A 26,993-nucleotide genomic window follows, 5' to 3' on the forward strand; every position below is an offset into this window, starting at 1 on the left:
TTAGTATATAAATAAATTATAAAAGGGCATGTTTGAAAAAATTCAAACATGCTCTTTTATTAAAGCAAATCAGTTTAATATGAATGACCTAATCCGTTCCAATAAAAAGAAACGATTTCTTGTGCTAATTCATCTATATTTGCAAGAATAGGATTGTGATTTTCATCTTTAAAATTCCCAATTGATAATAAAGATACGAAAGCATGAGCCGCAAATTTAGCGTTTCCTTTCGGAATTTCTCCGATGTGCATCGCATTATCGAGTGCTTTTTCTAGTACTTCATACATATTATCTTCAGCATTTTTTAATTGTTTCAATTGTTCTTCAGATAACGACAGTTTTGCATCTTTCATAAAATTTTTCATATCAATATCCATCGTTGCGTGTAAGTAAACTTTAGCGAAGTCTAATAATCTTTCTTCTAAAGTTTTGTTTGTAGAGAGTATTTGAGACATATTCTCACGTATACGTACCATCATTTCGATCATAGTAGCGGTAAATAAATCGGCTTTTGTTGAATAGTAATAGTAGACAGTTGCTTTCGTAACACCACAAACTTTTGCGACCTCATCCATAGAAACGACTTGATAATTTTGTGTAAGAAATAAGCGGGTTGCTACTTCTAAAATGGTTTCTTTTGTAGATTTTGTATTTTTATTTTGACGCGGCCTTCCGAGAGGACGTTGTTTTTGTTCCAAATACATTCGCTCCTGACATTTATGATTGAGATAATTATAACATAATTTTCAATCATTCTTGATTAATTAACCGACCAGTATATATAATTAATAATGGAGGAAAAAAGGAAGGTGGGTTTTTATGAAAAAGCACCCGTTACATATGTTAGGGAGGCTTGTAGCAGGGAGAAATACGCAGTGGATCACTTTATCGGTGTGGGTTCTTATTACATTATTACTTTCATTTACGTTACCACAAGTAAACAGTACGAAAGAACCGAATCCGAAAAATTTACCTGAAACAGCTATGTCACAGCAAGCGGAAGCGCTTATGAAAAAAGAGTTTCCGAATAATGCAGGGAATCCATTGTTAGTAGTATGGTATAGAGATGGTGGATTACAGTCACAGGATTATAAACTCATACAAGACGTTTATAAAGAGTTAAAAGCTAGTCCTTTAAAAGAACAATCAACGTTACCACCATTTGATACAATCCCAGAGCAAGTATTATTAAAAAGTGCGTCAAAAGATGGTACATCATTTGTTACACCGGTATTTTTTAATAAATCTGCTGGTACGGATATATTAAAAGGAAATCTTGAAGAGTTTAGAAAAATAGTGAATAGTAAGGTGGATGAAGATCCATTTAAACAAAAAATAAGTGAATCTGGTTTACATGTTCGATTATCAGGGCCTGTAGGTATTCAAACGGATGCAGTTAGTTTATTTAGTCAAGCAGATGTGAAATTGTTAGTGGCTACTGTACTACTAGTGTTAGTTTTGTTAATTTTACTGTATCGTTCACCAATTTTAGCGATTTTACCTATACTTGTTGTTGGCTTTGCATACGGTATTATTAGTCCTACACTCGGTTTTTTAGCTGATCACGGATGGATTAAAGTAGATGCCCAAGCGATATCAATTATGACAGTATTATTGTTTGGCGCTGGAACGGACTATTGTCTATTTTTAATTTCGAGATATAGAGAGTACTTGTTAGAAGAAGAAAGTAAATATAAAGCATTGCAACTTGCGATTAAAGCATCTGGCGGTGCAATAATAATGAGTGCGTTAACTGTTGTACTTGGATTAGGAACATTACTACTTGCTCATTATGGTGCCTTTCATCGATTTGCAGTACCATTTAGTGTTGCTGTATTTATAATGGGAATCGCGGCTTTAACGATTTTACCAGCACTATTATTAATTTTCGGTAGAATTGCATTTTTCCCGTTTATACCGAGAACAACTTCAATGAATGAGGAGTTTGCAAGAAAGAAAAAGAGGGCTGTAAAAGTTGGAAAATCAAAAGGCTCCTTTAGTAAAAAACTTGGAGATGTAGTAGTACGAAGACCGTGGACAATAATTATGCTAACTGTGTTTGTATTAGGTGGATTGGCTTCGTTCGTACCACGTATTCAATACACATATGACTTATTAGAATCGTTTCCAAAGGATATGCCTTCTCGCGAAGGGTTTACGTTAATTAGTGATCATTTCTCGGCTGGTGAACTAGCACCAGTAAAAGTGGTTGTTGATACGAAAGGAAAAGAGCTTCCTATTAAACAAGAACTAGAGAAATTTCCTTTCATAAATACAGTGAAAGAGCCAAAAGAGGGAAAAGAAAATAAGCAAATACAAATGTATGAAGTTTCTTTAGCGGAAAATCCATACTCAATTGAAGCGTTAGATCAAATTCCTAAATTGAAAAGTAATGTAGAAAAAGTATTAAAAGATGCTGGGATTAGTAATGCTGAAGAGCAATTGTGGATTGGTGGAGAAACAGCTTCATTATATGATACAAAGCAAATTACTGAACGTGATGAATCAGTAATTATTCCAGTAATGATTAGCATTATCGCTTTACTATTACTTGTCTACTTACGATCGGTTGTTGCGATGATTTATTTAATTGTAACTGTCGTTTTATCATTCTTCTCAGCGTTAGGAGCAGGATGGATATTGCTTCATTACGGTATGGGAGCGCCGGCCATTCAAGGTGCGATACCGTTGTACGCATTCGTATTTTTAGTTGCTTTAGGTGAAGATTATAATATCTTTATGGTTTCAGAAATATGGAAAAACAGAAAGACACAAAATCACTTGGATGCAGTAAAAAATGGTGTAATACAAACAGGTAGTGTTATTACATCGGCAGGTTTAATTTTAGCAGGAACTTTTGCAGTGTTAGGTACACTTCCAATTCAAGTATTAGTTCAATTTGGTATTGTAACTGCAATTGGCGTATTACTAGATACGTTTATCGTAAGACCGTTACTTGTACCCGCAATTACAGTTGTGTTAGGCCGATTTGCTTTTTGGCCAGGTAAACTTTCAAGAAAGAGTGAAGAAATACAAAAGGTGGATGCATAGTTAAAAAAGCCAAGGGTATTTTCCTTGGCTTTTTTCAATGTAGTTAATTAATTTTTTGAAGTCAAATCATCAGCTGCAGCGTGATCAGCATCTTCAATTGTTGTTTCGGGCATTCCGTATAAGCCGTTCATTGCTTGTTCTTCAATAGTAAGGTTTGCAGTATTATTATTTTGAATAGATGTAGTATTTTCAGTAACATTTTCTTTTTTATTCATATTTTTGTTATTCATGTATGTATCCTCCAAATTTCATTTGATTTATCTATAGTATGTGGATGGATTTCAAGAAATATGTGAATTGATTCTTACATATGTTATATAATTAAATAAATAATTAGGGTGAAATGTAAACTGTTAGGAGTGAACAATTATGGTGAAAGCAAGGGAAATAGCCTTCTAAAATAAAAAGAAAATTTTAGGGGGCTATTAGAATGAAGTTTCATGTAATTGATAGAGAAGATTGGAATAGAGAGCAGTATTTTGAGCATTATTTAAAGTTGAAATGTACATTTAGTATGACTGTTAATGTTGATATCACGATGTTATTAGAGGAAGTATATCAAAAGGGAATAAAATTTTATCCCGTTTTTATATATTTAATTTCTAGAGTAGTAAATAATCATAAAAAATTTCGAACATGTTTTAACGATGAAGGAGTTTTAGGCTATTGGGAGGAAATGATACCGAGTTATACAATCTTTCATAAAGATGATAAGTCTTTTTCAAGTATATGGACGGATTATTCAAGTGATTTCCGCACTTTCTATAAAAATTATGAAGACGATATGAGATGCTATGCTAGTATTCATGGTCTTTTCACGAAAGAAAATATTCCTCCTAATGTATTTCCGATTTCTAGCATACCTTGGACTAGTTTTACTGGATTTAATCTTAATATTAATAATGATGAAAATTTTCTATTGCCAATTATAACTTGTGGGAAATATTTTAACGAAGGAAATAAGGTTATGCTACCAGTTTCATTGCAAGTACATCATTCGGTTTGTGATGGATATGATGCGAGTCAATTTATAGAAGATTTCCAGCAGTTAAGTAACACTTGCAACGATTGGCTTAAGTAATATCTAATTTTTAATTATATAAAGTGAAACTTTAATCAGTGGGGTGTCAGCCCCCGCTGATTATTAGCCCGACCCCCACCTAACTTCTTTGCTTTCGCTGAATTTTGAGATGGGGGTCTTACTGCCCGGCAAATAGCGGAATAAAATTGAAAATGAATAAAAGAAGAGACCATGTTGATATTACATGGTCTCTTCTTTTATTCATTAATACTAAGTAATTGTGGAAAATATAGGGTGATTTGTAGTTTAATAGTAAAGAGAGTGATTAGTATTAATTTTCTTTGTTTTTAAAATTTTAAGTATGTAAATGTTTAACAGGGGGGAATAAAGTGAAATTCGTAAGCATTGAAAAAGATGAAATCTTAATTGGGGATATGGCAAAATTGTATTGTAAAGTATTTGAGAAAATAAATTTCAATGAAATGATCGAGCGAATGAATAGGCATATAGAATATACAGGTTTTAAAGGTATAGTAGCAATAAATGATGAAAATGAAGTAGTTGGCTTTACTTATGGTTATCGCTCAATCGAGGGACAGTACTATAATCAATTAATGAGAGAAGCGTTACATCTAGAGCAAGTAGACGAATGGTTGCAAGATTGTTTTGAATTTGTAGAGTTAGCAGTTCACCCACAATATCAAAATAAAGGTCTTGGAACGAAATTACATAATGAATTACTAGAAGGGCTTTCAAATAGAACGAGTGTTTTAACAACACAAATAAACAATGAAAAAGCACGTTCGTTATATGAAAGATTAGATTGGGTAAATGTTTTAGAGCCATTTCATCCAAGTAAAAATGATGTTCCATATGTAATAATGGGAAAAGTATTAAAAATAAAAGTGAATTGATAATTATGGCATTCACAAAAATGGTTGGTTTGTAATAATGAAGGGGAAAACGAAAATGACGAGAATATCTATAGAAAAAGCTACAATTTTAGATGCTGAGAAATTAACAGAAATAATGAAAAGAACATTTGATGCAGAAGCAAAACAATGGCTATACGGCCAAGATGATGTCATTGATTATAACATTCAACCGCCAGGGTATTCTTCAGTTGAAATGATGGAATATTCCATTGAAGAATTGGATTCTTTCAAAGTTGTAATGGATAAAGAAATAATTGGAGGGATAATAGTTACGATTTCTGGTAAGTCGTACGGTCGAATTGATCGTATTTTTGTAGATCCTGTTTATCAAGGAAAAGGAATTGGATCACATGTTATGAAATTAATAGAAAAGGAATATCCAAACATAAAGATTTGGGATCTCGAAACATCTAGTAGACAAATTAATAATCATCACTTTTATAAAAAGATGGGCTACCAAATGATTTTTGAATCGGAAGATGAGTATTGTTACGTGAAAAGAATAAAAACAAGCTCAAACAAAGCGAGTGTAGTTACAAATAAAGATATGAAAAATAGTCAATACGAAAACTGTAATTTAGCGAATACAGGGTATTATCAAGTGAATTTAAAAAACAGTTCATTTGTTGGTAGCAATATAATAAATATGAATATGAGTAATTGTAATGTAAGTCAATCAAAGTTTAGAAATATAAATTTTAGATGGTCATCATATACAGATTTAAATCTTTCTGGCAGTAAATTTAATTTGGTGACTTTAGGTGGAGTGCAATTTAAAAATACAAGTCTCGGAGATGAGAAGGAACCTATTGTATTCGATAAATGTGATTTGGAAGGCAGCACTATAAGTAATAGTAATCTGAAAAATATTGAAATAGAAAATTGTAATATAGTCGGCATGAAACTAAATGGTATTCCAATTGAAAATTTGCTTAATTTATATAACGAGGCGAAAAGCTAACCAAATCCATATAGTTGTTAATCTTTTTGGAAATTAAGTATTATATCGAAATAATTATGTAAAAATGACATAAAGAAATACGAGTGAGAAGGTCATTCATACACGTTTCTAGAATACACACAAACAAATATATTGTTATTTATATGGAGGAGAGAAAGATGGGGATCAACGTTAGAGCAGTAGAAATACAAGATGCTAGAGCAATTCATCGTATATGTATACAGGATGACGTTTTACCGTATATGGTTTTCTTACCTAGCATGCGTGTAGAAGCTATGGAAAATAGAATTCGAAATTTAGCACCAAATCAATTTGAATTTGTTGCAGAATATGATGGAGAAGTTGTTGGATTTGTAGGTTTAACACAAAGTCCGGGCCGAAGATCTCATTCAGGCGATTTATTCATTGGGGTAGACAGTGAATATCATAATAAAGGAATTGGGAAAGCACTTCTTATGAAGATGCTTGATCTGGCTGATAATTGGTTAATGTTAGAGAGAGTAGAACTAGGTGTGTTAGAAACGAATCCAAAAGCAAAAGCTTTATATGAAAAATTTGGATTTGTAGAAGAGGGAGTAAAGATAGGGAATTTGAAAGCTCACGGAAAGTTTATTAATGAAATTATGATGAGTCGTTTTAGACCGAATGGTTTAATTGTACATAATTAAATAGTTAAAAGCATGACAGTATACTGTCATGCTTTTTCATTAGAATTTGGCTGTAATAAAAATAATACTAAACCAATAAAAATAACGGTAATTCCTAGTCCTTGTTGTAAAGAAATAGTCTCATGTAATATAAAGTACGCTAGCATACAAGTGCCAATTGTTTCACCTAAAATACTCATTGAAATTACAGTAGCACTCATCCATTTTAATAACCAATTAAAAATGGTTTGTCCTAAAATTGTAGCAATGAAAGCTAATCCAATAAAGCACAACCAAGTTTGTGTAGAGTAATGGATGAAAGATTCTTGTTGCATGAAAGCAAATATGCCAAGAAAGCCAGCACTACTTCCATAACTAATTACCGAATATGGTATAAGTGACAAATCTTTACGAACGTGTTGGCTAATGAAAAAATAAGCAGTAATGATACCGGCAGCGATAAATGCTAAAATATCTCCATATAAAGCTTCTCCACTAATTCGGAAATCTTGCCAGCCAATGATGATACTACCTGAAATAGCGATGAGGCAACCAATAACCGCTCCTTTCGTAAATCTCTCCTTAAATAAAAAATAACCACCAATCATTGAGAACAAAGGTTGTAACGTTACGATAACTGTAGAGCTTGCTACAGAAGTATATTGTAATGATTCAAACCATAGTACATAATGTGCAGCTAAAAATAGCCCAGATGTGAATCCGAATGTCCATTGTTTTTTCGTTAAAGTTTTTAGCTCATTTCGACTATTTTTATTAAATAGTAATAACGGTAACAGGATCAGTGTGGCAAAGAATAATCGGTAAAAAGCAATGATTGTCGCAGGAGCATCTGCCAATTTTACAAAAATTGCTGAAGTTGATAAGGCGAATACACCAAAAAATAAGATGAAATATGAAAGAATAGGTGATTTCAAAGTTTGTCCCTCCGATAGATTGTTTATTATAATAAACTTAATGCGATATAATGTACAAAGGTAAGTATATAAGTCCCGGAGATAATAGGAAAGGATTATTTGCCTTTGTTTAGTATGTCAGCACAAAGACAATGAAATATGCATTATGATGGACGAAAGGAAGTTTTACTATGATACATGATAGGCTTGGACAAACGGTATTAAGTTATCGTAAGAAAAATAATATGACAATTCGTGAATTCGCTGAGTATGCAGGGATTAGTACGTCACTAATTAGCCAAATTGAAAGAGGACATGCTAATCCTTCTTTAAATGTTTTGGAGTTAATTGCAAAAGCATTAAATGTACCGCTGTTTACACTTTTTATTAATGATATCGATACAGATTCGCTCATTTCTAAGAAAAAAGATCGAAAAAAAGTATATCGGGAAAACAATGATCATATTGTATATGATGTATTAACACCTGATTTTATGAAAGCACGTATTGAAATGTTAATGATGGATTTAAATAAACAAGCAAACACAACAGAAAGTCATTATTCCCATGAAGATAAGGAAGAGATTGCTGTTATTATGAAAGGGGAAGTGTACGTAGAATTGGAGGGAAAAGAATATTTTTTAGAAGAAGGCGATGTTGTACGTATTCCACCAAATGTGAAGCATCGATTTTTGAATAAAAGTGATGAATCGAATCACATTTTATTTGTACTGACACCATCTTTAGGATGAAAATATAGTGATTTTAACTAGAGGAGAAAGAAAATGGAAAACAAAAGTATTTTAAAAGGCGGCCTTTCAATTATTTCTCAATGTAAAAAAGAAACAAATGATATTTGGCATGCGCATTTTGGAGCAGCTGCAATTGCTAGTTATTTTAATCATATAAAGAGAGCTCCAAATTATAAAGATATAACATTAGAAAAATTCCGGTATGTTATTCATTCTTAATGAACGTCAATAATCTGTAAAAGGAAGCTTAATCTAGTTTCTTTTTTTGTTAGTAGTATATTATTTTTTCAAATATGTAAGATTTTACATGCGTATTTTACTTTTACTAATTATGTAAGTAGGCTATACTGAAATACATACATTTTATTTTTGGAGAGATGTAAAACGACATGGAACTAGCGAAATTGGAAAAAGTAATTGAAATAAAAAAAGAAGAACTTTTATACTTAGTATCGGATTATGGAATTCAACATGAAAAAGTATTGGCATTGAGTCAAGAATTAGACAAATTAATCAATTACTTTATGTTTTTAAAATAAAGAGAACTATGACGTGGTTTGTATATGTTATAGTTCTTTTTTATTAGGTAATTTGAAAATATATTCAAATATATTGTCTAATTTCTTACAGAATGCGCAACTTGCTAGTCGAATATAAGGACTTTTGGTTATAATAAAAAGGAATTATTAATTGTATCGGTTAGGAGCGCAGCACATATGAAAACAGTTGTTGTTATCGGTGGAGGTATAACGGGACTTTCTACTATGTTTTATTTAGAAAAATTAAAAAAGGATTATAATATTGATTTAAATTTAATTCTTATTGAGAAAGAAGAGTATTTAGGTGGTAAAATCCATAGTGTGGAAGAAAAGGATTTCATTATGGAGTCAGGAGCGGATTCAATCGTTGCTCGTAATGAATATGTTATGCCACTTGTAAAAGATTTAAATTTAGAAGATGAAATGGTATATAATGAAACGGGTATTTCTTACATATATTCTGAAAACATGTTACATCCGATTCCTTCTGATACTATATTTGGGATACCGATGAGCGCCCAGTCTTTGTTTAGCAGTACGCTAGTCTCAACGAAAGGGAAAATCGTAGCTTTAAAAGATTTCATAACGAAAAATAAAGAGTTTACGAAAGATACATCACTTGCTCTATTTTTAGAAAGTTTCTTAGGGAAAGAGTTAGTGGAAAGACAAATTGCTCCTGTACTTTCAGGCGTATATTCTGGTAAGTTGAATGAGCTTACAATGGCATCTACATTACCGTATTTACTGGATTATAAAAATAAGTATGGAAGTATTATTAAAGGTTTTGAAGAGAATAAAAAACAATTTCAATCAGCAGGAAATAAAAAATTCGTATCATTTAAAGGTGGACTATCTACGATAATTAATCGCTTAGAAGAAGTGCTCACTGAAACTGTCGTAAAAAAAGGTGCTATAACGACGGCTGTAAGTAAACAAGAAGATCGATATGAGATTTCTTTTGTAAATCATGAAACAATACAAGCTGATTATGTTGTTTTAGCAGCTCCGCATGATATAGCACAAACTTTATTACAGTCTAATGAGTTAAATGAGCAGTTTAATACATTTAAAAACTCATCTCTTATAAGTATTTACTTAGGATTTGACATACTAGATGAACAACTACCAGCTGACGGCACAGGATTTATTGTAACGGAAAACAGTGATTTACATTGTGATGCTTGTACATGGACAAGTCGAAAGTGGAAACATACATCGGGTAAACAAAAATTATTAGTAAGAATGTTTTATAAGAGCACCAATCCGGTATATGAAACAATCAAAAATTATAGTGAAGAAGAATTAGTACGAGTAGCTTTATATGATATTGAAAAGAGTCTCGGAATTAAAGGTGAGCCAGAAGTAGTCGAAGTTACAAATTGGAAAGATTTAATGCCGAAATATCATTTAGAACATAATCAAACGGTTCAAGCATTGCAAGAAAAAATGACGAATCTTTATCCAAATGTATATTTAGCTGGTGCCTCATATTATGGTGTCGGAATTGGTGCGTGTATTGGAAATGGAAAGAATATAGCCAATGAAATAATGGCTACATTAAATAAATAATACTGTAGAATAAATAAAAACTGTTCCTTCAGCAAAATGGAGGAACAGTTTTTATTTATTTTATTTGAATGGAAATTGTATTGTTTTTTACATTGTTTTCTTTTAATGTTAATGTTATTTCTCCAGACTCTTTAAATGAATACGGTGATAGTTGATAAATATCTTTTATATCATGTTTTTCTTGTAATTTATTTACCGGTATTGATACGATATTTGGCTTCCATGTTTCTTGTTTTCCTGAAGGATATTCTATAAGTATTAACGGATTTTTTAACTGTATTGTTTTCCAAGAGACGAAATATAGTTGTACTTCTGTATCTTTTTTTAATAATTCTTCGGAGAAATAACCGAATTCGCCTACATTACCGAAAACAGTATAGTTTTGATTTTTTAATTTAATATCTAAATAACTAGGTTGATATGTTACCGCATGATAAGTTCCATATGAAAGTGAGAGTATGACAGCGATTAAAATACCGATTGAAAATGTCCTAAAGCTATTACCTTTAAAGCTAGTCATCATGAATGAGTTTGGTGTGAATTTTTTTGCGAATAAAAAAATAAGTAATATGAGTAAGAGGGATAAGCCGATGAATATATACATAGGAAATCTTCACCTCCACAATAAAATAATACATTAACTATATTTTACCATAAATGTATGGGGTAGGTTGGTTGTTTAGAAGGAGAAAATGAAGAAACAATTTCTTTACAGTTCTTGATAATTTAAAATTCGATTTATGGAAATTATAGCGTCATGTTTGAGGTGCAATCAGAAGGTATCTAATTCGTGTATATAGAATTAAGAGAGAATGTGCCATTAGAAATGTTTGATTTATGGAACAATAAGGACTTTACTAATTATACATATTTTTTCTGATATAATGAATGAGTAGAGAGAAAGGAGTGATCCTATGGCATTTCCTATACTAGAAACAGAACGCTTACGTTTAGTTGAAATAGAACAATCTTATTGTCAAAAAATATATGAAATCTTTTCATTGGATGAAGTGACGTGTTACTACGGTATGAATTCTTTTACGGAGTTTGGACAAGCTTCACGTATGATCGAATCTTTTTCAAAAAATTACTTTGAGAAAAAGGCAATACGATGGGGAATTGTGTTAAAAGAAACGAACGTTTTAATAGGAACAATTGGACTAAACAATTTACAATTATGGAGTAAACGATCTGAGATTGGATATGATCTGCATCCTCGCTATTGGGGAAATGGTTATGCTTCAGAAGCAGCTGGAGAAATTATTAATTATGGATTTAAAGATTTAGGTTTGTTTAGAATTGGAGCTATTACATATCCTGAAAATGTTACTTCTTGTAGAATGTTATCTAAAATTGGCTTCCAAAAGGAAGGGCTATTGCGCGGATATATTCATCAAGGAAATAAGCAACACGATGCATTATTGTATTCTATAGTGCGAACTGATGTTGAGGACATAAATTTATAATAAAAAAAACCTCTTAATTAAAAGAGGTTTTTTTTATTATAAATTAACCTAATTTAGGTAATAAACGTTCTCCGCTTTTCATGCTACTTTTACATAAAGGGCATTTAGGCTCTTCTTCAAATGAAAAGTTCTTTCTCATCCATCCTAAACAATCCTCTGATTCACATTCCCAAACAGGGGTTTGTTCTGGTGGTACTTCTGCTACATCGTTCTTTCGATTGCGATACATGTAACCACTCCTTTTATGTAAAAAATTTTAGTTATATATTAAAAAGGTTGTTAACCTTGCTGGTAACAACCTTTTTATTGTTTGAATTATAGCTTTACAACGTTTTTAGCTTGAGGTCCGCGGTTACCTTCTTCAACTTCAAAGCTAACTTCTTGACCTTCGTCAAGAGACTTGAAGCCGTCGCCAGTGATAGCTGAGAAGTGAACGAATACATCGTTACCGTCTGCAACTTCGATGAAACCGAAACCTTTTTCGCTGTTAAACCATTTTACTTTACCTGTTAATGTCATGGTAATGCCTCCTAAAAGTAGAAAAATTACAATATGATCGGCCTTATTTGAATGAAAATAAAATTTCACATATTATCAAAAACCCATAAGGAGTACAAACTGTCCCCGATTGATACTTGATAATATGCAAAGAAAATATAGTGTTAAATTGACCTTAATTACTATTTTACAACAAATGGTGGGAAATAGCAAGTGCTGGTAATACCACTGAGTAATCTGGGTGATAATAGTAAAGGCGCAAAGGCACCTCTTTTATTTATATATTATTCCTAATTGGGATTTATGCAAAATCATGTAAGAAAAACTTAGAGTAAATATTAATAATATATTTTTCGTGGTAAAATATGGTTGGTTACTGTTGGTAGTTAAATATTATAAAAGGAGAAAAGAAAGTGAAAAATAATTCATTTATAATAATTGAAGCAGCAAAAGCAGGGAGAAAAAAGGTCCATCCAGTCTTTGCTGTAATATTAGCCATTATATTTTTGACTTTAGGCGAACTTTTTATGTTATTTATGTTATTTTTACCGAAAGCTGAAACGATATTCATGAAAGGTATTTATGACAATGTTAGAATGGTGTTAACGTTTGGCGGAGCTATATTTATTTTATTTATATGGGTTCGTTTTGTAGAAAAAAGACCTTTTTCATCCATTGGCTTTTGGAAAGAGAAATGGATGAGAAAGTATTTAAAAGGTGCGTTAATAGGGTTTTTATTTATTTCAACGCCAGTTATTCTACTATTATTAATGGGGAGTGTGAAATTGCAAGTACAACATATTACCTCAACAGTGATAGTAGGAATAGCAGGATCTCTAGTTGCATTTTTAATACAAGGGGCAACGGAAGAAATTATTGTACGAGGTTGGTTATTCCCGGTTCTTTCTGTTAGAAGTCGTATATGGGTTGGAATAATTGTAACTTCATTTTTATTTGGATTTCTTCATCTACTTAATCCAGGAATTACAATATTATCTATATCGAATATAATATTAGTGGGTGTTTTCGCAGCTTTATATGTATTGAAAGAAGACGGTCTGTGGGGAATATGTGCATGGCACTCAATTTGGAACTGGGCTCAATATAATGTATATGGTTTTGCAGTTAGTGGCACAACTGTATATTCTACTCCAATTTTTAAGTCTATAACAAATGGACCAGAAATATTGCATGGAGGCGCGTTCGGAATTGAAGGTAGTATCATTACAACAATCATGCTCACTGTCGCTTCAATTGTTTTATGGAGAAAGTTATGGGGAAGAAAAGCGAAACAACGAAATTTTAGTTAATGAAAGAGGGAGAAACTATGGGGATAATAGCATTTGAGGGAGCAAGCGCTGTTGGTAAAAGTACCACGTGCCGTGAATTAGAAAAGAATTATGGTGCTTATATAATACCTGAAGTGAATTCTTTATTTGAAAGGCCAAAAAATGAACATAGAACATGGTATTTTGAAAAACAAGTTGAGCGCTGGAATATAGCTGTTCAGAAGTCAAAGCAATATGAATTAGTAATACTCGATGGCGATATTTATCAGCCACTTAGTTATAATTGGTGTTTTCATTTTGATATATTTAATCAGCCATTATCTTTAATAGAAAATTTTTATAAAGAAAAGATGATAAATAGGGAAATTGGCTTTCCGGATCAATATTTTTATTTATATACGAACGATGAAGAACTTAGAAAGCGGAAAGTATCTGATGAGACGAAAAGAAGAAGAAACTTTGAAAAACATTTACATATATCAAAATCGTTTCAGCGTTATTATGAAAATTTAAATACTGTTACAGATGGGTATTGTAAATTAATTGAGGCAAAAAGTGTAAGAAATAATGAATTAGAAATAGTGAGAAACTCACAAAATTTGAACGTGTGTGAAGAAAGACGTTTTGATGTTTCGAAGTTAGATGCTATTACGAAGTGGTTAAAAGAAAATCGTGCATAAAGTAAAACAACGAGTGTTGTAGAACGCCCTCGTTGTTTTTTGTTTCTTTATAAATATAAAGGAAAAATTTGTAGAATATTTTCATTATTTAACAGAATAATCTTTCAATTTTAAAGGAAAAGAAATACAATATGAGGAAGTATATATAAATAATATGATAGGGGATGGGATGCGATATTTTGAATGAAGTAACAGTTTTTATATAAGAAATAATTAGGTAGTCAGAACGGAGATATTTGGGAGGAAACAAGCGAGATGAAAACATTTTTGAAAATAATAGGTGTTATAGCTGGTATGGCGGTAATTGGAGTAGGTTTAACATATGGTATGCTGCATTATTTAAATAATAGTAAACCAGCTGCGAAAAAGGCATCACCAGCTGCTCCAGCAGTAGAAGTATTAGCTGATAGTAACGTAAAAGCAGAAGATGCAAAGCTTTTAGAAAATGGAAATTATTCATTGCCGAATAGTGGTTTTAATAAAAATTTTAAATGGACAGATGAGAATATACAGACAGCATTACATGAAATGGCACATCAAAAAGCGAAAGCTGATCAAAAGTGGGGCTATATTTTTATTACACAAGAGCGGATTGAAAGCTTAATTGATATTGTAAAGAGTAATGATCTTGTACAGGGAAGTACATATGTAGAAATTTTAGAACGATGGAAACAAGGAAAATATGAAAAGGTTGATGGGGATCATAATAAGATTTGGAAATTACAAAGTGGGAATTTAGGAGAAGGAAAAGGAGTAATGTCGGAAGCTGAGCAAAAAGAATTAATTAATCAAGTGTTTATGAACAAAGGTACATATTCAGGTAGTAAATTAATTGCAGGTGGGGGACAGACTAATAAATAGTATACTAATTAATGAAAGAGAGTAATTGCTTATTAGGCAATTACTCTTTTTCTATGTACGTCTTAATATTTTAGTCTCGTTCAAGTAAGGAAAGGAACGATTGTAATACCGGGGAAATCCATCTAGATTTATGATAGATTACATAACTTTGAATAACTGTTGGAGTTTCGATAGGTTGAAAACATAGTTGTCCTTTTTGGCAACTTTCTTGTACAACGATATAAGGAAGAATTGAAATGCCTAACTCACACATAACGGATTGTTTAATGACTTCAACATTGGAAGTTTCAAATGTTTTAGCTGGAATATTTCCACTTTGACATAAAAAACGATCTACCATTGGCCTATAGCCGCAGCTTTGTTCTGTAAAAATGAACTGGGTGTCCTGTAATAACTGGAATGGATTTGTATGTGCAGCGGAATGATCTGGTAAAATCCATCCAAATATTTCATTACTCAAAGTACGCGTAATAAAATCATTATGTTCTATACTTTCTCCAATTATGAAGATAACGTCTGTTTCTCCTTCACGTAATTTTTGTAATGCTTGTTCATTTGTGTTTGTTTCAAGTACGATATTTACTTTTGGATTTTTCTGTTTGTAAGTACGTAATAATTGTGGTAATCGGTATACCGCTAATGATTCATTAGATGTAATACTTAATGTACCTTCTAAATAATCTGTATTTTGGGGGATTTCTTGCGCTTTTTCATATATTGAAAGTAATTCTAATGCATAAGGATGAAATTGATGACCTGCTTTTGTAAGTAGCACTTTTTTCCCTAACCGATCGAAAAGAGGAATATGTAAATCGTTCTCTAAAGCTTTCATATGTGCTGTAACAGTAGATTGCGCATAACCTAGCGCATGCGCAGCCTTAGAAAAATTACCATACTTCACAATGGCGCAAAATGTTTTAACATGTCTCATTTCCATAAGCGATCCCTCTTTTATTATCATGATTTGTGAATGATTATATCATGTATTTTAATTTTCCAAATGATTAAATTCTGTATAAAATGAAATTGTAGAAATATTCATTCAGGTAATATTGGAGGAGAAAAGATGATCAAAAAGGGCTATCATGTAGCTGTTGTTGGGGCTACAGGTGCGGTAGGACAAAAAATTATTGAACTGTTAGAGAATGAAATGAAGTTTAATATAGTTGAAGTTACATTGCTTTCGTCAAAACGATCCGCCGGTAAGAAAGTAAGATTCAAAGGACGAGAGATAATTATAAAAGAGGCAAAAACAACTAGCTTTGAAGGTGTAGATATTGCCTTTTTTAGCGCTGGGGGAGAAGTATCTAGACAATTTGTAACTCATGCAGTTTCTAGTGGTGCGATTGTAATTGATAACACAAGTGAGTACCGAATGGCGCAAGATGTACCGCTCGTTGTTCCGGAAGTGAATGCGCATACTTTAAAGCAGCATAAAGGTATCATTGCAGTTCCAAATTGTTCAGCATTACAGATGGTAACAGCACTTCAGCCGATTCGAAAATCATTCGGTTTAGAAAGAATTATCGTTTCAACATATCAAGCCGTATCGGGTTCTGGCATTCATGCGATTCATGAATTACAAGAGCAGGCTAAGTCTATGCTTGCTGGTGAAGAAGTGAAAAGTAATATATTACCGGCGAAAAAAGATAAAAAACATTACCCAATAGCGTTTAATGTACTGCCTCAAGTAGATATATTTACAGACAATGATTTTACTTTTGAAGAAGTAAAAATGATTCAAGAAACGAAGAAAATATTAGAAGATGAAAACCTGAAAATGGCAGCTACTTGTGTACGTGTTCCAGTTGTATCAGGGCATTCAGAATCGGTTTATATAGAACTGGAAAAAGAAGCAACCGTTACGGAAATTAAGGAAGTATTAATGGATGCACCAGGTGTTATTTTGCAGGATAACCCTAGTAAACAGCTGTATCCAATGCCATTATATGCAGAAGGGAAAATAGATACATTTGTCGGAAGAATACGTAAAGATCCTGATATGCCAAACGGATTCCACCTCTGGATTGTTTCTGATAACCTATTAAAAGGTGCGGCTTGGAATTCAGTTCAAATCGCAGAGACTTTAGTAGAAAAGGGAATACTTTAATCTAGTTTGAAAAACCGGGGAATCGATAATCATTTTCCGGTTTTTATCCCGCTATTTGCTGGGCAGTAAGACCCCTACTGATTAAAGCTTCACTTTATTTAATAATTGTTTTCTTTATTTCGCCCAACTTTAATTTAAATTAGTCGTTATTGAATTTTTATAAATATCTACTTTATGTGCAGTGAAGCGTAAGGTTTTGGATTCTGCATGAATTGTTAGGTTAATAATAATCGATAACGGCATTTCGCCCGTTTTCACAATATCTTCTATAGCAATATACTCATTTTCTGCTTCGTTATAATAAACAACAGAACGAATTACTGCCTCGTTATTTTCAATGTCAATTTCACACATCATAGGGAATTTTTCACCATTATGTAAGAATAGTTCGCCTAGTACGATTGAACCGTTTAGCTCCTCTGTAAAATTAGTAGTTGCTGCTGGTTTTACCCATGTTTCGTCATGTTCTTCGTTTTCCTCTTCATCTATTGCCCATTCCCAAATGGGGTTTTGTTTTAGGTCTTCAATAGTTAATTCATCAATTGGTTTGCAATTGCTCATACATAAATCCTCCTTTTGCTTTGATAAATAAGTTTCTTAATCTCAAAAATTAGATGATTGCTTACGAGTAAGTTCAATATAGTATTTTGCTCATTTGATATTAAACTATTTTATTTTGAAGTAAAGCTTCTGTAGCAATATTAACAAAAAAATAATTATTTAGTAAATAATTATTAGTGGAGGTTTTAAAGTGGCATGGAGTTAAGGTAAGGTAGTAAAAAACATCAAGAATGAATGGGATTCATTTGGTACGATATGGATATGTTTAATAAGAGGGGGAATTTGATGTATCAAGTAAAGGGGTATTTTTCATCGCTCAAAGGAAGTCATTATGAAATTGGTAAGCAACAAGGTGAATTTGTGAAACAACATTCTTATCTTATTCCGCAATTTATAGAGCAAGAAAACTTAATATCGCATAACCATTGGACAGAATCTAGAAATATATTAAATCAATATTGTTCTGGAATTAATGAAGAAATTGAAGGTTTTTGTGAAGTGTTAAAAATTCCTTCAAAAAATATGATGTATTACTATCAAACACTATTGAAAGCAGGTTGTAGTCATTGTGCAGTATTACCTAAAAAGACAGATTCAACTCACACTTATGTATTAAGAAATTATGATTTGTCACCAGTAATAGATGATATGCGTTTTTGCTCGACGTATGTTGAAGGTGCGTATGCACATAGTGGCTTTTCTACTCAATATTTTGGTCGAACAGAAGGGGTTAACGAACATGGATTATCTGTTACATTTTCAGCATGTGGTCAACCAGTAGGAAACATTGCAGGTTTAAGAAAGCCAATGGTAAATGGTTTACAGTGTTTTGCGGTAATTCGATTGTTGCTGGAGAAATGTAAAAATGTGCAGGAAGCTAAATCACTAATAGAAGAAATACCAATTGCTAGTAATATTAATTTAATAGTAGCTGATCCTTTAAACGCAGCACATATTGAAATATTTGACGGTCATAAATCCACAACAACGATTGATGGTGACAACCAAGCTTTTATTGTATCAACAAACCATGCAGTTAGTTCATCAATTCAGAAATTAAATAATAGGAAATTAGAACAATCTACAAAGAGATATCATGTTTTACATGAGCATTTAAATGGATATGAACAAGTGAGCATAGAGTCTTTAAAAAAGTTAGTAGAAGAAGAATATCCTGATGGACTGACTGTACATAACTATGAAGAATGGTTTGGAACTTTACATTCTGTATTATTCGATTTACATGATCGTACAATGAAGATTTGTTTCGGATCACCACTTTTAAACGACTGGTACTCATTGAAAGTTGGAGGAAGTATGCCGTTTTCTGAGGTGAACGTGAACTTTAAAAATAAAACTTATACTGACTTTTGGAGGGAAGATAAGAATGAATTGATGCCTAAAAGATAAATGAGATAAGATGATAATGAAGAGAGTGCATTTACACTGGAGGGATTACCAATGCTAAAAGTTATGTTACCATTTGTTCTTATCTTTTTTCTTGTTATTGCGATGTATATTGCTTATCAAAAGAGAAAAAAATCTGGGATAAAAGGATTGAAAAGTGCGTTAACTTCTATTTGCTTCTTTTCACTCGCAATTTTAAATATGTTTGCATATTGGTTTCACTTTGGCGGTGCTTTTACTTGGTTATTTTCAATTGCATTATTGCTAGTTGGTGCATATTTTACTAAATATATTCCAATATCTAAAAAGGTACATTAAAATCTATAAGAGTTTAATATAATGTTTACTTTGTTTTGAAAAGAGATTATTCTACTAGATCGTTGTGAAACGGTTTCATAGGATAATCTCTTTTGTTTAGTTTTGGAAAGAACGTACTGTACTTTTTAGTTGCTCAATAAATTCTCGAGTTGCAGCACACATATATTTATCTTTTCTATAAATTAGCCCTATTTCAATTGTTGGAGTAGGGTTTTCTATTTTAATAGCTTGAATGTTTTTATTTTGTAAAAAGTCTATATATGGTTTGGGTAACACTGTAATTCCCATTCCTTTGGAAACCATTTGGATTAAAGATTCCATCGTGCTAATTTCTAAAATTGGTCTTGGTTTAAAGTTGAATTTTTGACAATGAGATGTAATTAGTTCGGTTAAAAAGAAATTTTTAGGTAAAAGAATTAAAGGGTAGTTTTGTAATTCAGCAATAGATACATGATTACGTTCAGCTAATCGATGACCAGTTGGCACGACTAATGTAAGATCGCTTTTGTATAGAGGGATAGAGATAATCTCTTTATCTTGCACCGGGAGAAATGTAATTCCAATATCTAGTTCGTTTCGTAATAATTTTTCACGAATATCTCCTGTGCGAAGCCCTAATACAGAAAGCTCTATATTGGGATATAAATTATTGAAATTTAAAATAGTTAGTGGTAGTAAATAATTTAGGACGGTTAACAAAGCCCCTATTGTTAAGGAACCTTGCTGTAATCCGTTTAGGTCTTGAATAGCTGAACGAGCTTGTTCGACTTCATGAAAAATGGTTTTACTATGTGATAATAAAATCTTCCCTGCTTCAGTTAAAGATATTTTTTTACCAATTCGATCGAAAAGTGGCATTCCTACTTCATGCTCTAATGCACGTATTTGTTGACTTAGAGAAGGCTGTGAAATATTTAATTTCTCAGCTGCTTTTGTGAAATGTAATTCTTTTGAAACAGCTAAAAAGTATTCAAGTTGTCGTAATTCGATTGGAATCACCTCAAGTATAATAATAGGTTATACCTATCATTATTATATAAATAATTGAATTGAACAATGATTTTAAAGGTTTTATAATCATCTTTATATAGCAGAGAGGGTTGTAAAAATTAATTGAGAGAAAATACATGTAACACCTTTAAAGGAGGAAATAGAATGGCTAATGAATATCAATTATTATCTTTAAATATAGGATTACCAAAAGAGGTTACATACGGTGGAAAGGTAGTTCATACAGGCATAAATAAGAAACAAGTAAAGGAACCGGTATATTTATCCTTTGTAAAATTTAATGGGGATGGACAAGCTGACTTAGTTCATCATGGAGGAGTAGATAAAGCAGTTTGTGTTTATACTGGTGATCACTATCCATACTGGGAAAAAGAATTGAATCAAGATCTTGTATATGGGGCTTTTGGAGAAAATATAACAGTTAGTGGTATGAGCGAAGAGGATGTTTGTATTGGTGATACATTTGAGCTAGGACAGGCAATCGTACAGGTAACACAACCAAGGCAACCTTGTTTTAAATTAGCAAAAAAATATAATATTCCAAAGTTACCACTATATTTTCAAGAAACAGGATATACAGGATTTTATTTTCGTGTATTAAAAGAAGGATGGGTATCATCAGTCGACACCTTAAAAAGACTACAGTCTGATCCAAAAGGTGTTTCAGTAGCATTCGCTAACCGTATTATGCATAAGGAAAAACAAAATATTGAAGGGGTAAAAAGGATATTAGAAGTAAATGCACTTTCAAATAGTTGGAGAAAGTCTTTTGAAAAGCGTATAAGTGGAGAAGAAATTAATACGAAGGAAAGACTTGAAGGGATAAAAGAATAAAAATATTTTATTATAAATAGTGTATTTCTATTAGTAAAAGCTAATTAGAAAGCGCTATTTTTATAAAATAAACTAATTAATATCCGAAAATCTTAATATTTTTTTATTCGACTTATTTTCAAATAGTCGAAACATAAAATTAATTAGACTTTTTTTTTATGTTTTATGATAGTATATTGATTGGTAAGACCTCTATTTTTAAGAGTAGGTCATATAAGTATATCTAATTTAATGGAATTTAACATTTGGAGGTACAACATGGGGAATGTTGAAAAATTGGCAAGTCTTCTAATAGAAGAACCGAAAAGGGAGCAGTTATTTCCTTTATTTGAAGAAGTGTTTGGAATTACAACTCAAACATTGAATGATTTTTCGGATAAAGGATATTGGGATGATACATATAAAGCTTTATCATTTTTACAAGAAGATAAAGTGATTGCAAATGTTGCGGCATTTTCACTCCCATTATTAATTAATGGTGAAAAAATAAATGCGGCGGGTATTCAATCAGTAATGACACACCCTAATTTCCGTAGACAAGGGCTAATGACACAATTAATGAGTAAAATGATAGAAGAAATTGATAAGAAATGTGAATGTGCATTATTGTTTACGGAAAAACCTGAACTATATACAGCATTTGGATTTAAAATTGTGCAGGAATATTTGATGACTATACCATATGATAAAAATATTAATAATAACCATTCACTACTTAAAAAGTTAGATTTCTATAATATAGAGAATAGACAGTTAATACATGAAACGATTGATAGTAGCCAAAGACTTTCAAATAGTTTTTCAACTTTAAACTTCCATCCTTCATTTTATTTGAATATGTATGATTCGGAATGGAATGAGAAATTGTATTATTCAGAGAAACTAGATGCTTTAATCGTTTATGAAGTAGACAATGAAAAGTTGAAATTATTTGGAGTATTTGCGCCAGTACTTCCGGTTTTAGATGAATTATGTGGAGAAATCAATGAAAGGTTTACGGAAATCGAATTTTATTTTTCACCGGATCAATTAGGGGTTGAGGATGTACAGTTTACAGAATTACAGTCTAGCAAGTATTTAATGGTTCGAAGTGATAAAGAGTTAGATTTTAAAGGTTATAAATTCCCAGTATTAGCGGAGTTTTAAATATTTGTATAAAGGTTTTATTATGGAGGAACTATGAATATATCATATATACCTAAACATGTTGAGCAGCTCACTATAATGAATGTCCCTGAATATTATAAAATTAATGACAAGCAGGCGTTTATTGTCCGTTCGAAAGCAGAAACAGATTTTTGGCTTAAAACACATTATGGTTTTGAAGTCATGAATGGTCATGTATTTTATAATGAAATGATGACAGACTTTCAAGCTGAAGTACAATTGTGTATGAATCCAAATTCAAAATACGATCAAGCAGGTCTTTTTGTTATGATTTCGGAAAAGTGTTGGTTGAAAACTTCATTAGAGTATATTCCAGATGGCCCTTCTCATTTAGGAGCTGTCGTAACGAATAATGGATATTCTGACTGGTCAACGCAAGATTATCCAACTGAAGCAGCTAAGCAACAACTTCGTTTTCGAATTATTCGAAAACGCGGTGATTATACAATATATGTGAAAAAGAGCCATCAATGGGAACAAATAAGAATCGCTCATTTAATGGAGGATATAGGGAATGAGCCTATTAAAATAGGTTTTTACACGTGTAGTCCTTCTAAAAATAAGGGATTTGAGACTGAGTTTTTAAATTTTACAATTGAAGAAATATAGATGAAAAAACCGTATTCTTTTCATTAAGAATGCGGTTTTTGTATTTACATAATATAAAGCACATTTATTGACCAGAAAGTCATTAATACTTATCATTTAATAATGTTAAATATTAATTTGCATAATATAATAAAAGTAATGAAGAAATTACAAAAAATATCAATTAAATAAGAAGGGATATGAATTATTCAGTGGTAATTTCATGGGAAAAGGAGATTATGTATGAAATCATTTCGTAAGTTATTACAGTATTTAAAACCATACATGTTCTTCGCTATTATTGGACCGCTATTTATGGTACTTGAGGTTGCGATGGACTTAATTCAACCGACTATTATGCAACATATCATTGATGTTGGGATTGCAAATCGGGATTTAAATTATGTAATAAAAATGGGGCTTCTTATGATAGGAGCAGCAGCACTCGGTTTAGTTGGAGGGCTTGGGTGTATGATGTATTCTACAAAAGCAGCTGTTAATTTCGCTACTGACATACGAAAAGATGTGTTTGCGAAAATAGAAACATTTTCTAGTAATAATCGTGATTCATTTGGAACAGGTAAATTATTAACGATCGTGACGAATGATATCACTTCCATTCAATCAGCAATGACAATGACATTACGTGTTCTCGTTCGTGGTCCGCTGTTATTTATGGGAAGTATAATTATTGTTTTTGTAACAGCAAGAGAGTTATTTCCAATATTACTTGTAGTTGTTCCGATTTTATTACTTGCGATTATTTTAATTGCAAGCAAAGCAAGTGGTACATTTAAAAAGGTGCAAGAGGCATTGGACAAAGTGAATACAAAGTTACAAGAAAATTTATCTGGTGTACGTGTTATAAAAGCGTATGTAAGACAAAAATATGAAATCGCTCAATTTGGAAGTGTAAATACAAATTTAACGAAGATAAATATTCGAGCTGTACAACTTATTTCTTTAATGATGCCAATCATTATGCTAGTTGTAAGTGGCGGGATTGTCGCAACATTATGGATTGGTGGAGAAAAAGTATTCAATGGAACGCTTCAAGTAGGAGCGATTTTGGCATTTATTAATTACTTGAATATCATTTTAATGTCACTTATGTCGATTAGCATGGTATTTATTCAAATTGCGCGAGCTTTTCCATCTGCGGATCGTGTACAGCAAGTGTTAAATACCGAGGTTAATATTATAAGCGCAGCTAATGCAATCGAACCTGAGAAAATCGAGGGGAATATCGAATTTAAAAATGTTAGTTATAGCTATACGAAAAATAATGAATACGTTTTAAAAGATATTTCGTTTAGCATACAAAAAGGTGAAAAAGTAGGGATTATTGGATCAACTGGAAGTGGTAAATCTACCTTAGCGAAACTGTTACCACGTCTATATGATGTGGATCAAGGTGAAATATGTATAGATGGAATAGATGTTAAGACATATGATTTGCAAAAACTCCGTGCTTCAATAGGGTTTGTACCTCAGAAGGCTTTGTTGTTCTCAGGTAGTATAGAAGAGAATTTACGTTATGGTAAAGAAAATGCAACACATGATGAGCTGGAAGTAGCAGCTGCATCAGCTTGTGCGACTGAGTTTATCAATAAGCTGGAAGAATCTTATCAATATAATTTAACACAAGGTGCGACAAATCTATCAGGTGGACAAAAACAACGTGTATCAATTGCAAGGGCACTTGTGAGAAAACCACCGATTCTCATATTAGATGATTCTACATCAGCAGTTGATGCAAAATCAGAGGCTACTATTCAAACAGCTTTAAAAACAAAATATAAAGGCACAACGACTTTATTAATCGCGTCCAAAATTTCTTCCATAATGGATGCGGATAAAATACTTGTATTAGATAATGGTGAATTAGTTGGCAATGGTACACATGAACAATTGTTAGAACGAAGTGAGGTTTATCAGGAAATTTATCTTTCCCAAGGTGGTAATTTGCATAAAGAAGGTGGGGAAGAACATGCGTAATTTTCAAGGGCAATTTGCTAATAAAGGTGGACGAAACACACCAAAGATGGGAAAAGCTAAAAATGCCCAAGGAACTGTAATGCGGATATGGAACTATATGGGCTATCAAAAAGCTGCTCTAATGTTTGTTATATTTCTAGTCGTTGTTACTACTTTACTTGGATTATTAGGTCCCTATTTTATGGGAGTCATTATAGATCAATATATTGTACCGAAAGATTTAAGTGGTACAGCAAGAATGTGTATGTTACTTATCGCGATTTACGGTGTAACTGTACTTTTAACATGGTTACAAACATTTGTCATGATTAACGTTGCATTAAAAACAATTCAAAAAATACGACAAGATATTTTTGAGAAAATCCAAACGCTTTCTTTACGGTTCTTTGATGTGCGTTCTCAAGGTGATTTAATGAGCCGTGTGACAAATGATATAGATAATTTGAACCAAGCTTTGACACAAAGTGTTGTACAAATTATTTCATCAGCGCTAACTTTTATAGGTGTAACGATTGCGATGTTCGCCTTAAATTGGATTTTAGCAATTGTAACTTTAATTACAGTACCTATTATGTTTTACGTTACAAAAAAACTAGTTGCATATAGTGGTAAAAACTTTGCGAAGCGTCAAAAAGATTTAGGTGAATTAAATGGATTTATTGAGGAAGCAATTACAGGTGCGGATGTTACGACGTTGTATGGAAAAGAAAAAGAAACTGTACAAAATTTCAATAAAATTAATGAACAGCTAAGAGTTTCAGCTACGAAGGCTGATACATTTTCAGCTTTTATTTTTCCAAGTATGAACTTTATTAATAACTTAGGTATGGGGCTTGTCATTGGGACTGGATCAGTTATGGTCTTAAACGGAATGACAACAGTAGGTGTTATTGCGGCTTTTATTAATTATTCTCGTCAATTCTCAAGACCGTTAAGTCAATTTGCGACTTTAATGAATACAATTCAAGCGGCAGTTGCTGGTGGAGAACGTGTTTTTGAGATTATGGATGAGGTACCAGAAATTCAAAATAAAAAAGACGCATTTGTTGTACAAAATTTACAAGGGCATGTTGCACTTGAGAATGTTTCATTTGGCTATGCAGAGAATAAAACGATTTTAAAAGAAGTGAGTCTTAAAGCGCAGCCAGGAGAGACAATTGCTTTAGTTGGTCCGACTGGATCAGGGAAAACAACAATCATTAATTTGTTAACTCGCTTTTACGATATACAGCAAGGACAAATTCATATTGATGGAAAAGATATAAAAGATTATGATATTAATTCTTTACGAAGTAAAATAGGAGTAGTTTTACAGGATACGTATTTATTTGCTGGTTCGATTATGGATAATATCCGTTATGGACGCTTAGATGCTACTGATGAAGAAGTTATCACTGCAGCTAAGGCAGCATCTGCACATTCTTTTATTAAGCATTTGCCAAATCAATATGAAACAGAAATTGCTTCAGAAGGATCGAATTTAAGTCAAGGACAAAAACAACTTCTTGCGATTGCACGAGCAATTTTAGCAGATGCAGATATATTAATTCTCGATGAAGCGACATCTAATATTGACACAAGAACAGAATTACAAATACAAGCAGGGCTAAATAATTTAATGAGAGGTCGCACAAGTTTTGTGATCGCTCACCGACTTAAAACAATTGAAAAAGCAGATCAAATCCTTGTTATAAAGGATGGAAGAATTTTAGAAAGAGGGAATCATGAGTCTCTTATGGAAGATAGAGGGTTTTATTTTGATCTGTATACGAGTCAGTTTAAAATTTAATAAAAAAAATGAGGTTTCTCTAGAAAA

The 26,993-nt window shown here is 32.1% G+C and carries 30 protein-coding genes; 21 read left to right on the forward strand and 9 right to left on the reverse strand.

Features of this window, described 5'->3' with window-relative positions; translation table 11 throughout:
* Positions 1–74 precede the first annotated feature (74 nt).
* A complete protein-coding gene (locus BHV55_RS11825) occupies positions 75–698 on the reverse strand; it encodes a TetR/AcrR family transcriptional regulator (RefSeq protein ID WP_000436025.1) in 624 nt (207 codons plus the stop codon).
* A gap of 121 nt (positions 699–819) precedes the next feature.
* Here BHV55_RS11825 and BHV55_RS11830 point away from each other — a divergent pair, with 121 nt between their 5' ends.
* Positions 820–3,051, forward strand: coding sequence for an MMPL family transporter (locus BHV55_RS11830; RefSeq protein ID WP_070757390.1), 2,232 nt, complete (start codon positions 820–822; stop codon positions 3,049–3,051).
* A 47-nt stretch (positions 3,052–3,098) separates the two neighbouring features.
* Here BHV55_RS11830 and BHV55_RS11835 read toward each other — a convergent pair whose 3' ends face one another.
* Complete coding sequence (locus BHV55_RS11835; protein ID WP_001060657.1) at positions 3,099–3,281, reverse strand: DUF4021 domain-containing protein; 183 nt, start codon at positions 3,279–3,281, stop codon at positions 3,099–3,101.
* A gap of 200 nt (positions 3,282–3,481) precedes the next feature.
* Between BHV55_RS11835 and catA the strand changes: the two genes are divergently transcribed.
* The 4 genes from catA (at position 3,482) to BHV55_RS11855 (ending at position 6,636) form a co-directional block, all read left to right on the forward strand.
* On the forward strand, positions 3,482–4,132 hold the full coding sequence (gene catA / locus BHV55_RS11840; RefSeq protein ID WP_070757389.1) for a type A chloramphenicol O-acetyltransferase: 651 nt from the start codon (positions 3,482–3,484) through the stop codon (positions 4,130–4,132).
* 329 nt (positions 4,133–4,461) lie between these two features.
* Positions 4,462–4,986, forward strand: a complete 525-nt coding sequence (locus BHV55_RS11845) for a GNAT family N-acetyltransferase (RefSeq protein ID WP_000673966.1) — start codon at positions 4,462–4,464, stop codon at positions 4,984–4,986.
* A 37-nt stretch (positions 4,987–5,023) separates the two neighbouring features.
* A complete protein-coding gene (locus BHV55_RS11850; RefSeq protein WP_139147414.1) occupies positions 5,024–5,968 on the forward strand; it encodes a GNAT family N-acetyltransferase in 945 nt (314 codons plus the stop codon).
* A 158-nt stretch (positions 5,969–6,126) separates the two neighbouring features.
* Positions 6,127–6,636 carry a GNAT family N-acetyltransferase gene (locus BHV55_RS11855; RefSeq protein WP_000512616.1) on the forward strand — a complete coding sequence of 170 codons (510 nt, stop codon included), beginning with the start codon at positions 6,127–6,129 and terminating at the stop codon, positions 6,634–6,636.
* A gap of 26 nt (positions 6,637–6,662) precedes the next feature.
* Here the strand turns inward: BHV55_RS11855 and BHV55_RS11860 are convergent, their stop codons facing one another.
* Entirely contained in the window at positions 6,663–7,550 is an 888-nt protein-coding gene (locus tag BHV55_RS11860) for a DMT family transporter (RefSeq protein WP_070757387.1), read from the reverse strand.
* Between the two features lie 170 nt (positions 7,551–7,720).
* Here BHV55_RS11860 and BHV55_RS11865 point away from each other — a divergent pair, with 170 nt between their 5' ends.
* The 4 genes from BHV55_RS11865 to BHV55_RS11880 all read left to right on the forward strand — a co-directional run bounded on the left by BHV55_RS11865 (position 7,721) and on the right by BHV55_RS11880 (position 10,389).
* Positions 7,721–8,281: a helix-turn-helix domain-containing protein gene (locus BHV55_RS11865; protein ID WP_000581041.1), complete on the forward strand. Its 561-nt coding sequence runs from the start codon at positions 7,721–7,723 to the stop codon at positions 8,279–8,281.
* A 33-nt stretch (positions 8,282–8,314) separates the two neighbouring features.
* Complete coding sequence (locus BHV55_RS11870; RefSeq protein WP_000428904.1) at positions 8,315–8,500, forward strand: hypothetical protein; 186 nt, start codon at positions 8,315–8,317, stop codon at positions 8,498–8,500.
* 170 nt (positions 8,501–8,670) lie between these two features.
* The gene (locus BHV55_RS11875) at positions 8,671–8,820 is read left to right on the forward strand and encodes an aspartyl-phosphate phosphatase Spo0E family protein (protein ID WP_000417698.1); all 150 of its coding nucleotides are present in this window, start codon (positions 8,671–8,673) and stop codon (positions 8,818–8,820) included.
* A 177-nt stretch (positions 8,821–8,997) separates the two neighbouring features.
* Positions 8,998–10,389 (forward strand): protoporphyrinogen oxidase, encoded by a 1,392-nt coding sequence (locus BHV55_RS11880; RefSeq protein ID WP_070757386.1) that lies wholly within the window; start codon positions 8,998–9,000, stop codon positions 10,387–10,389.
* A gap of 55 nt (positions 10,390–10,444) precedes the next feature.
* On the opposite strand, the gene BHV55_RS11885 is transcribed toward BHV55_RS11880, so the two are convergent.
* Positions 10,445–10,993 (reverse strand): hypothetical protein, encoded by a 549-nt coding sequence (locus BHV55_RS11885; protein ID WP_070757385.1) that lies wholly within the window; start codon positions 10,991–10,993, stop codon positions 10,445–10,447.
* Positions 10,994–11,303: 310 nt separating this feature from the next.
* On the opposite strand from BHV55_RS11885, the gene BHV55_RS11890 reads away from it, so the two are divergent.
* Complete coding sequence (locus tag BHV55_RS11890; protein ID WP_000885392.1) at positions 11,304–11,855, forward strand: GNAT family N-acetyltransferase; 552 nt, start codon at positions 11,304–11,306, stop codon at positions 11,853–11,855.
* 43 nt (positions 11,856–11,898) lie between these two features.
* Here the strand turns inward: BHV55_RS11890 and BHV55_RS11895 are convergent, their stop codons facing one another.
* Positions 11,899–12,084 carry a cold-shock protein gene (locus BHV55_RS11895; protein WP_000286203.1) on the reverse strand — a complete coding sequence of 62 codons (186 nt, stop codon included), beginning with the start codon at positions 12,082–12,084 and terminating at the stop codon, positions 11,899–11,901.
* An 86-nt stretch (positions 12,085–12,170) separates the two neighbouring features.
* The gene (cspD, locus tag BHV55_RS11900) at positions 12,171–12,374 is read right to left on the reverse strand and encodes a cold-shock protein CspD (protein WP_000176366.1); all 204 of its coding nucleotides are present in this window, start codon (positions 12,372–12,374) and stop codon (positions 12,171–12,173) included.
* 392 nt (positions 12,375–12,766) lie between these two features.
* On the opposite strand from cspD, the gene BHV55_RS11905 reads away from it, so the two are divergent.
* The 3 genes from BHV55_RS11905 to BHV55_RS11915 all read left to right on the forward strand — a co-directional run bounded on the left by BHV55_RS11905 (position 12,767) and on the right by BHV55_RS11915 (position 15,183).
* Positions 12,767–13,663 (forward strand): CPBP family intramembrane glutamic endopeptidase, encoded by an 897-nt coding sequence (locus BHV55_RS11905; RefSeq protein WP_070757384.1) that lies wholly within the window; start codon positions 12,767–12,769, stop codon positions 13,661–13,663.
* The gene (locus BHV55_RS11910; protein ID WP_002005064.1) at positions 13,663–14,322 is read left to right on the forward strand and encodes a nucleoside/nucleotide kinase family protein; all 660 of its coding nucleotides are present in this window, start codon (positions 13,663–13,665) and stop codon (positions 14,320–14,322) included. Before BHV55_RS11905 ends, BHV55_RS11910 begins: the two co-directional genes overlap by 1 nt.
* A gap of 255 nt (positions 14,323–14,577) precedes the next feature.
* Positions 14,578–15,183 (forward strand): PRK06770 family protein, encoded by a 606-nt coding sequence (locus BHV55_RS11915; protein WP_000846982.1) that lies wholly within the window; start codon positions 14,578–14,580, stop codon positions 15,181–15,183.
* Positions 15,184–15,253: 70 nt separating this feature from the next.
* Here the strand turns inward: BHV55_RS11915 and BHV55_RS11920 are convergent, their stop codons facing one another.
* Complete coding sequence (locus tag BHV55_RS11920; RefSeq protein ID WP_000425894.1) at positions 15,254–16,120, reverse strand: LysR family transcriptional regulator; 867 nt, start codon at positions 16,118–16,120, stop codon at positions 15,254–15,256.
* A gap of 129 nt (positions 16,121–16,249) precedes the next feature.
* On the opposite strand from BHV55_RS11920, the gene BHV55_RS11925 reads away from it, so the two are divergent.
* On the forward strand, positions 16,250–17,293 hold the full coding sequence (locus BHV55_RS11925; RefSeq protein WP_000591702.1) for an aspartate-semialdehyde dehydrogenase: 1,044 nt from the start codon (positions 16,250–16,252) through the stop codon (positions 17,291–17,293).
* A 129-nt stretch (positions 17,294–17,422) separates the two neighbouring features.
* Here the strand turns inward: BHV55_RS11925 and BHV55_RS11930 are convergent, their stop codons facing one another.
* Positions 17,423–17,854, reverse strand: a complete 432-nt coding sequence (locus BHV55_RS11930; protein ID WP_070757383.1) for a hypothetical protein — start codon at positions 17,852–17,854, stop codon at positions 17,423–17,425.
* A gap of 285 nt (positions 17,855–18,139) precedes the next feature.
* Here BHV55_RS11930 and BHV55_RS11935 point away from each other — a divergent pair, with 285 nt between their 5' ends.
* On the forward strand, positions 18,140–19,264 hold the full coding sequence (locus BHV55_RS11935; protein ID WP_000285222.1) for a C45 family autoproteolytic acyltransferase/hydrolase: 1,125 nt from the start codon (positions 18,140–18,142) through the stop codon (positions 19,262–19,264).
* A 51-nt stretch (positions 19,265–19,315) separates the two neighbouring features.
* Positions 19,316–19,579: a hypothetical protein gene (locus BHV55_RS11940; protein WP_000921857.1), complete on the forward strand. Its 264-nt coding sequence runs from the start codon at positions 19,316–19,318 to the stop codon at positions 19,577–19,579.
* Positions 19,580–19,675: 96 nt separating this feature from the next.
* Here BHV55_RS11940 and BHV55_RS11945 read toward each other — a convergent pair whose 3' ends face one another.
* Positions 19,676–20,578, reverse strand: a complete 903-nt coding sequence (locus BHV55_RS11945) for a LysR family transcriptional regulator (protein WP_000612234.1) — start codon at positions 20,576–20,578, stop codon at positions 19,676–19,678.
* 156 nt (positions 20,579–20,734) lie between these two features.
* Between BHV55_RS11945 and BHV55_RS11950 the strand changes: the two genes are divergently transcribed.
* The 5 genes from BHV55_RS11950 (at position 20,735) to BHV55_RS11970 (ending at position 26,966) form a co-directional block, all read left to right on the forward strand.
* Entirely contained in the window at positions 20,735–21,424 is a 690-nt protein-coding gene (locus BHV55_RS11950) for an MOSC domain-containing protein (RefSeq protein ID WP_001263003.1), read from the forward strand.
* Between the two features lie 258 nt (positions 21,425–21,682).
* Complete coding sequence (locus tag BHV55_RS11955; RefSeq protein WP_048568007.1) at positions 21,683–22,570, forward strand: GNAT family N-acetyltransferase; 888 nt, start codon at positions 21,683–21,685, stop codon at positions 22,568–22,570.
* A 33-nt stretch (positions 22,571–22,603) separates the two neighbouring features.
* Positions 22,604–23,200, forward strand: a complete 597-nt coding sequence (locus BHV55_RS11960) for a DUF1349 domain-containing protein (RefSeq protein WP_001027686.1) — start codon at positions 22,604–22,606, stop codon at positions 23,198–23,200.
* Between the two features lie 222 nt (positions 23,201–23,422).
* Positions 23,423–25,177 carry an ABC transporter ATP-binding protein gene (locus tag BHV55_RS11965; RefSeq protein WP_048568008.1) on the forward strand — a complete coding sequence of 585 codons (1,755 nt, stop codon included), beginning with the start codon at positions 23,423–23,425 and terminating at the stop codon, positions 25,175–25,177.
* On the forward strand, positions 25,170–26,966 hold the full coding sequence (locus BHV55_RS11970; protein ID WP_001243556.1) for an ABC transporter ATP-binding protein: 1,797 nt from the start codon (positions 25,170–25,172) through the stop codon (positions 26,964–26,966). Before BHV55_RS11965 ends, BHV55_RS11970 begins: the two co-directional genes overlap by 8 nt.
* The last annotated feature ends 27 nt before the right edge of the window (positions 26,967–26,993 follow it).

Origin of the sequence: Bacillus sp. RZ2MS9, from assembly GCF_001816185.2 — a bacterium.
Classification (GTDB): domain Bacteria; phylum Bacillota; class Bacilli; order Bacillales; family Bacillaceae_G; genus Bacillus_A; species Bacillus_A cereus.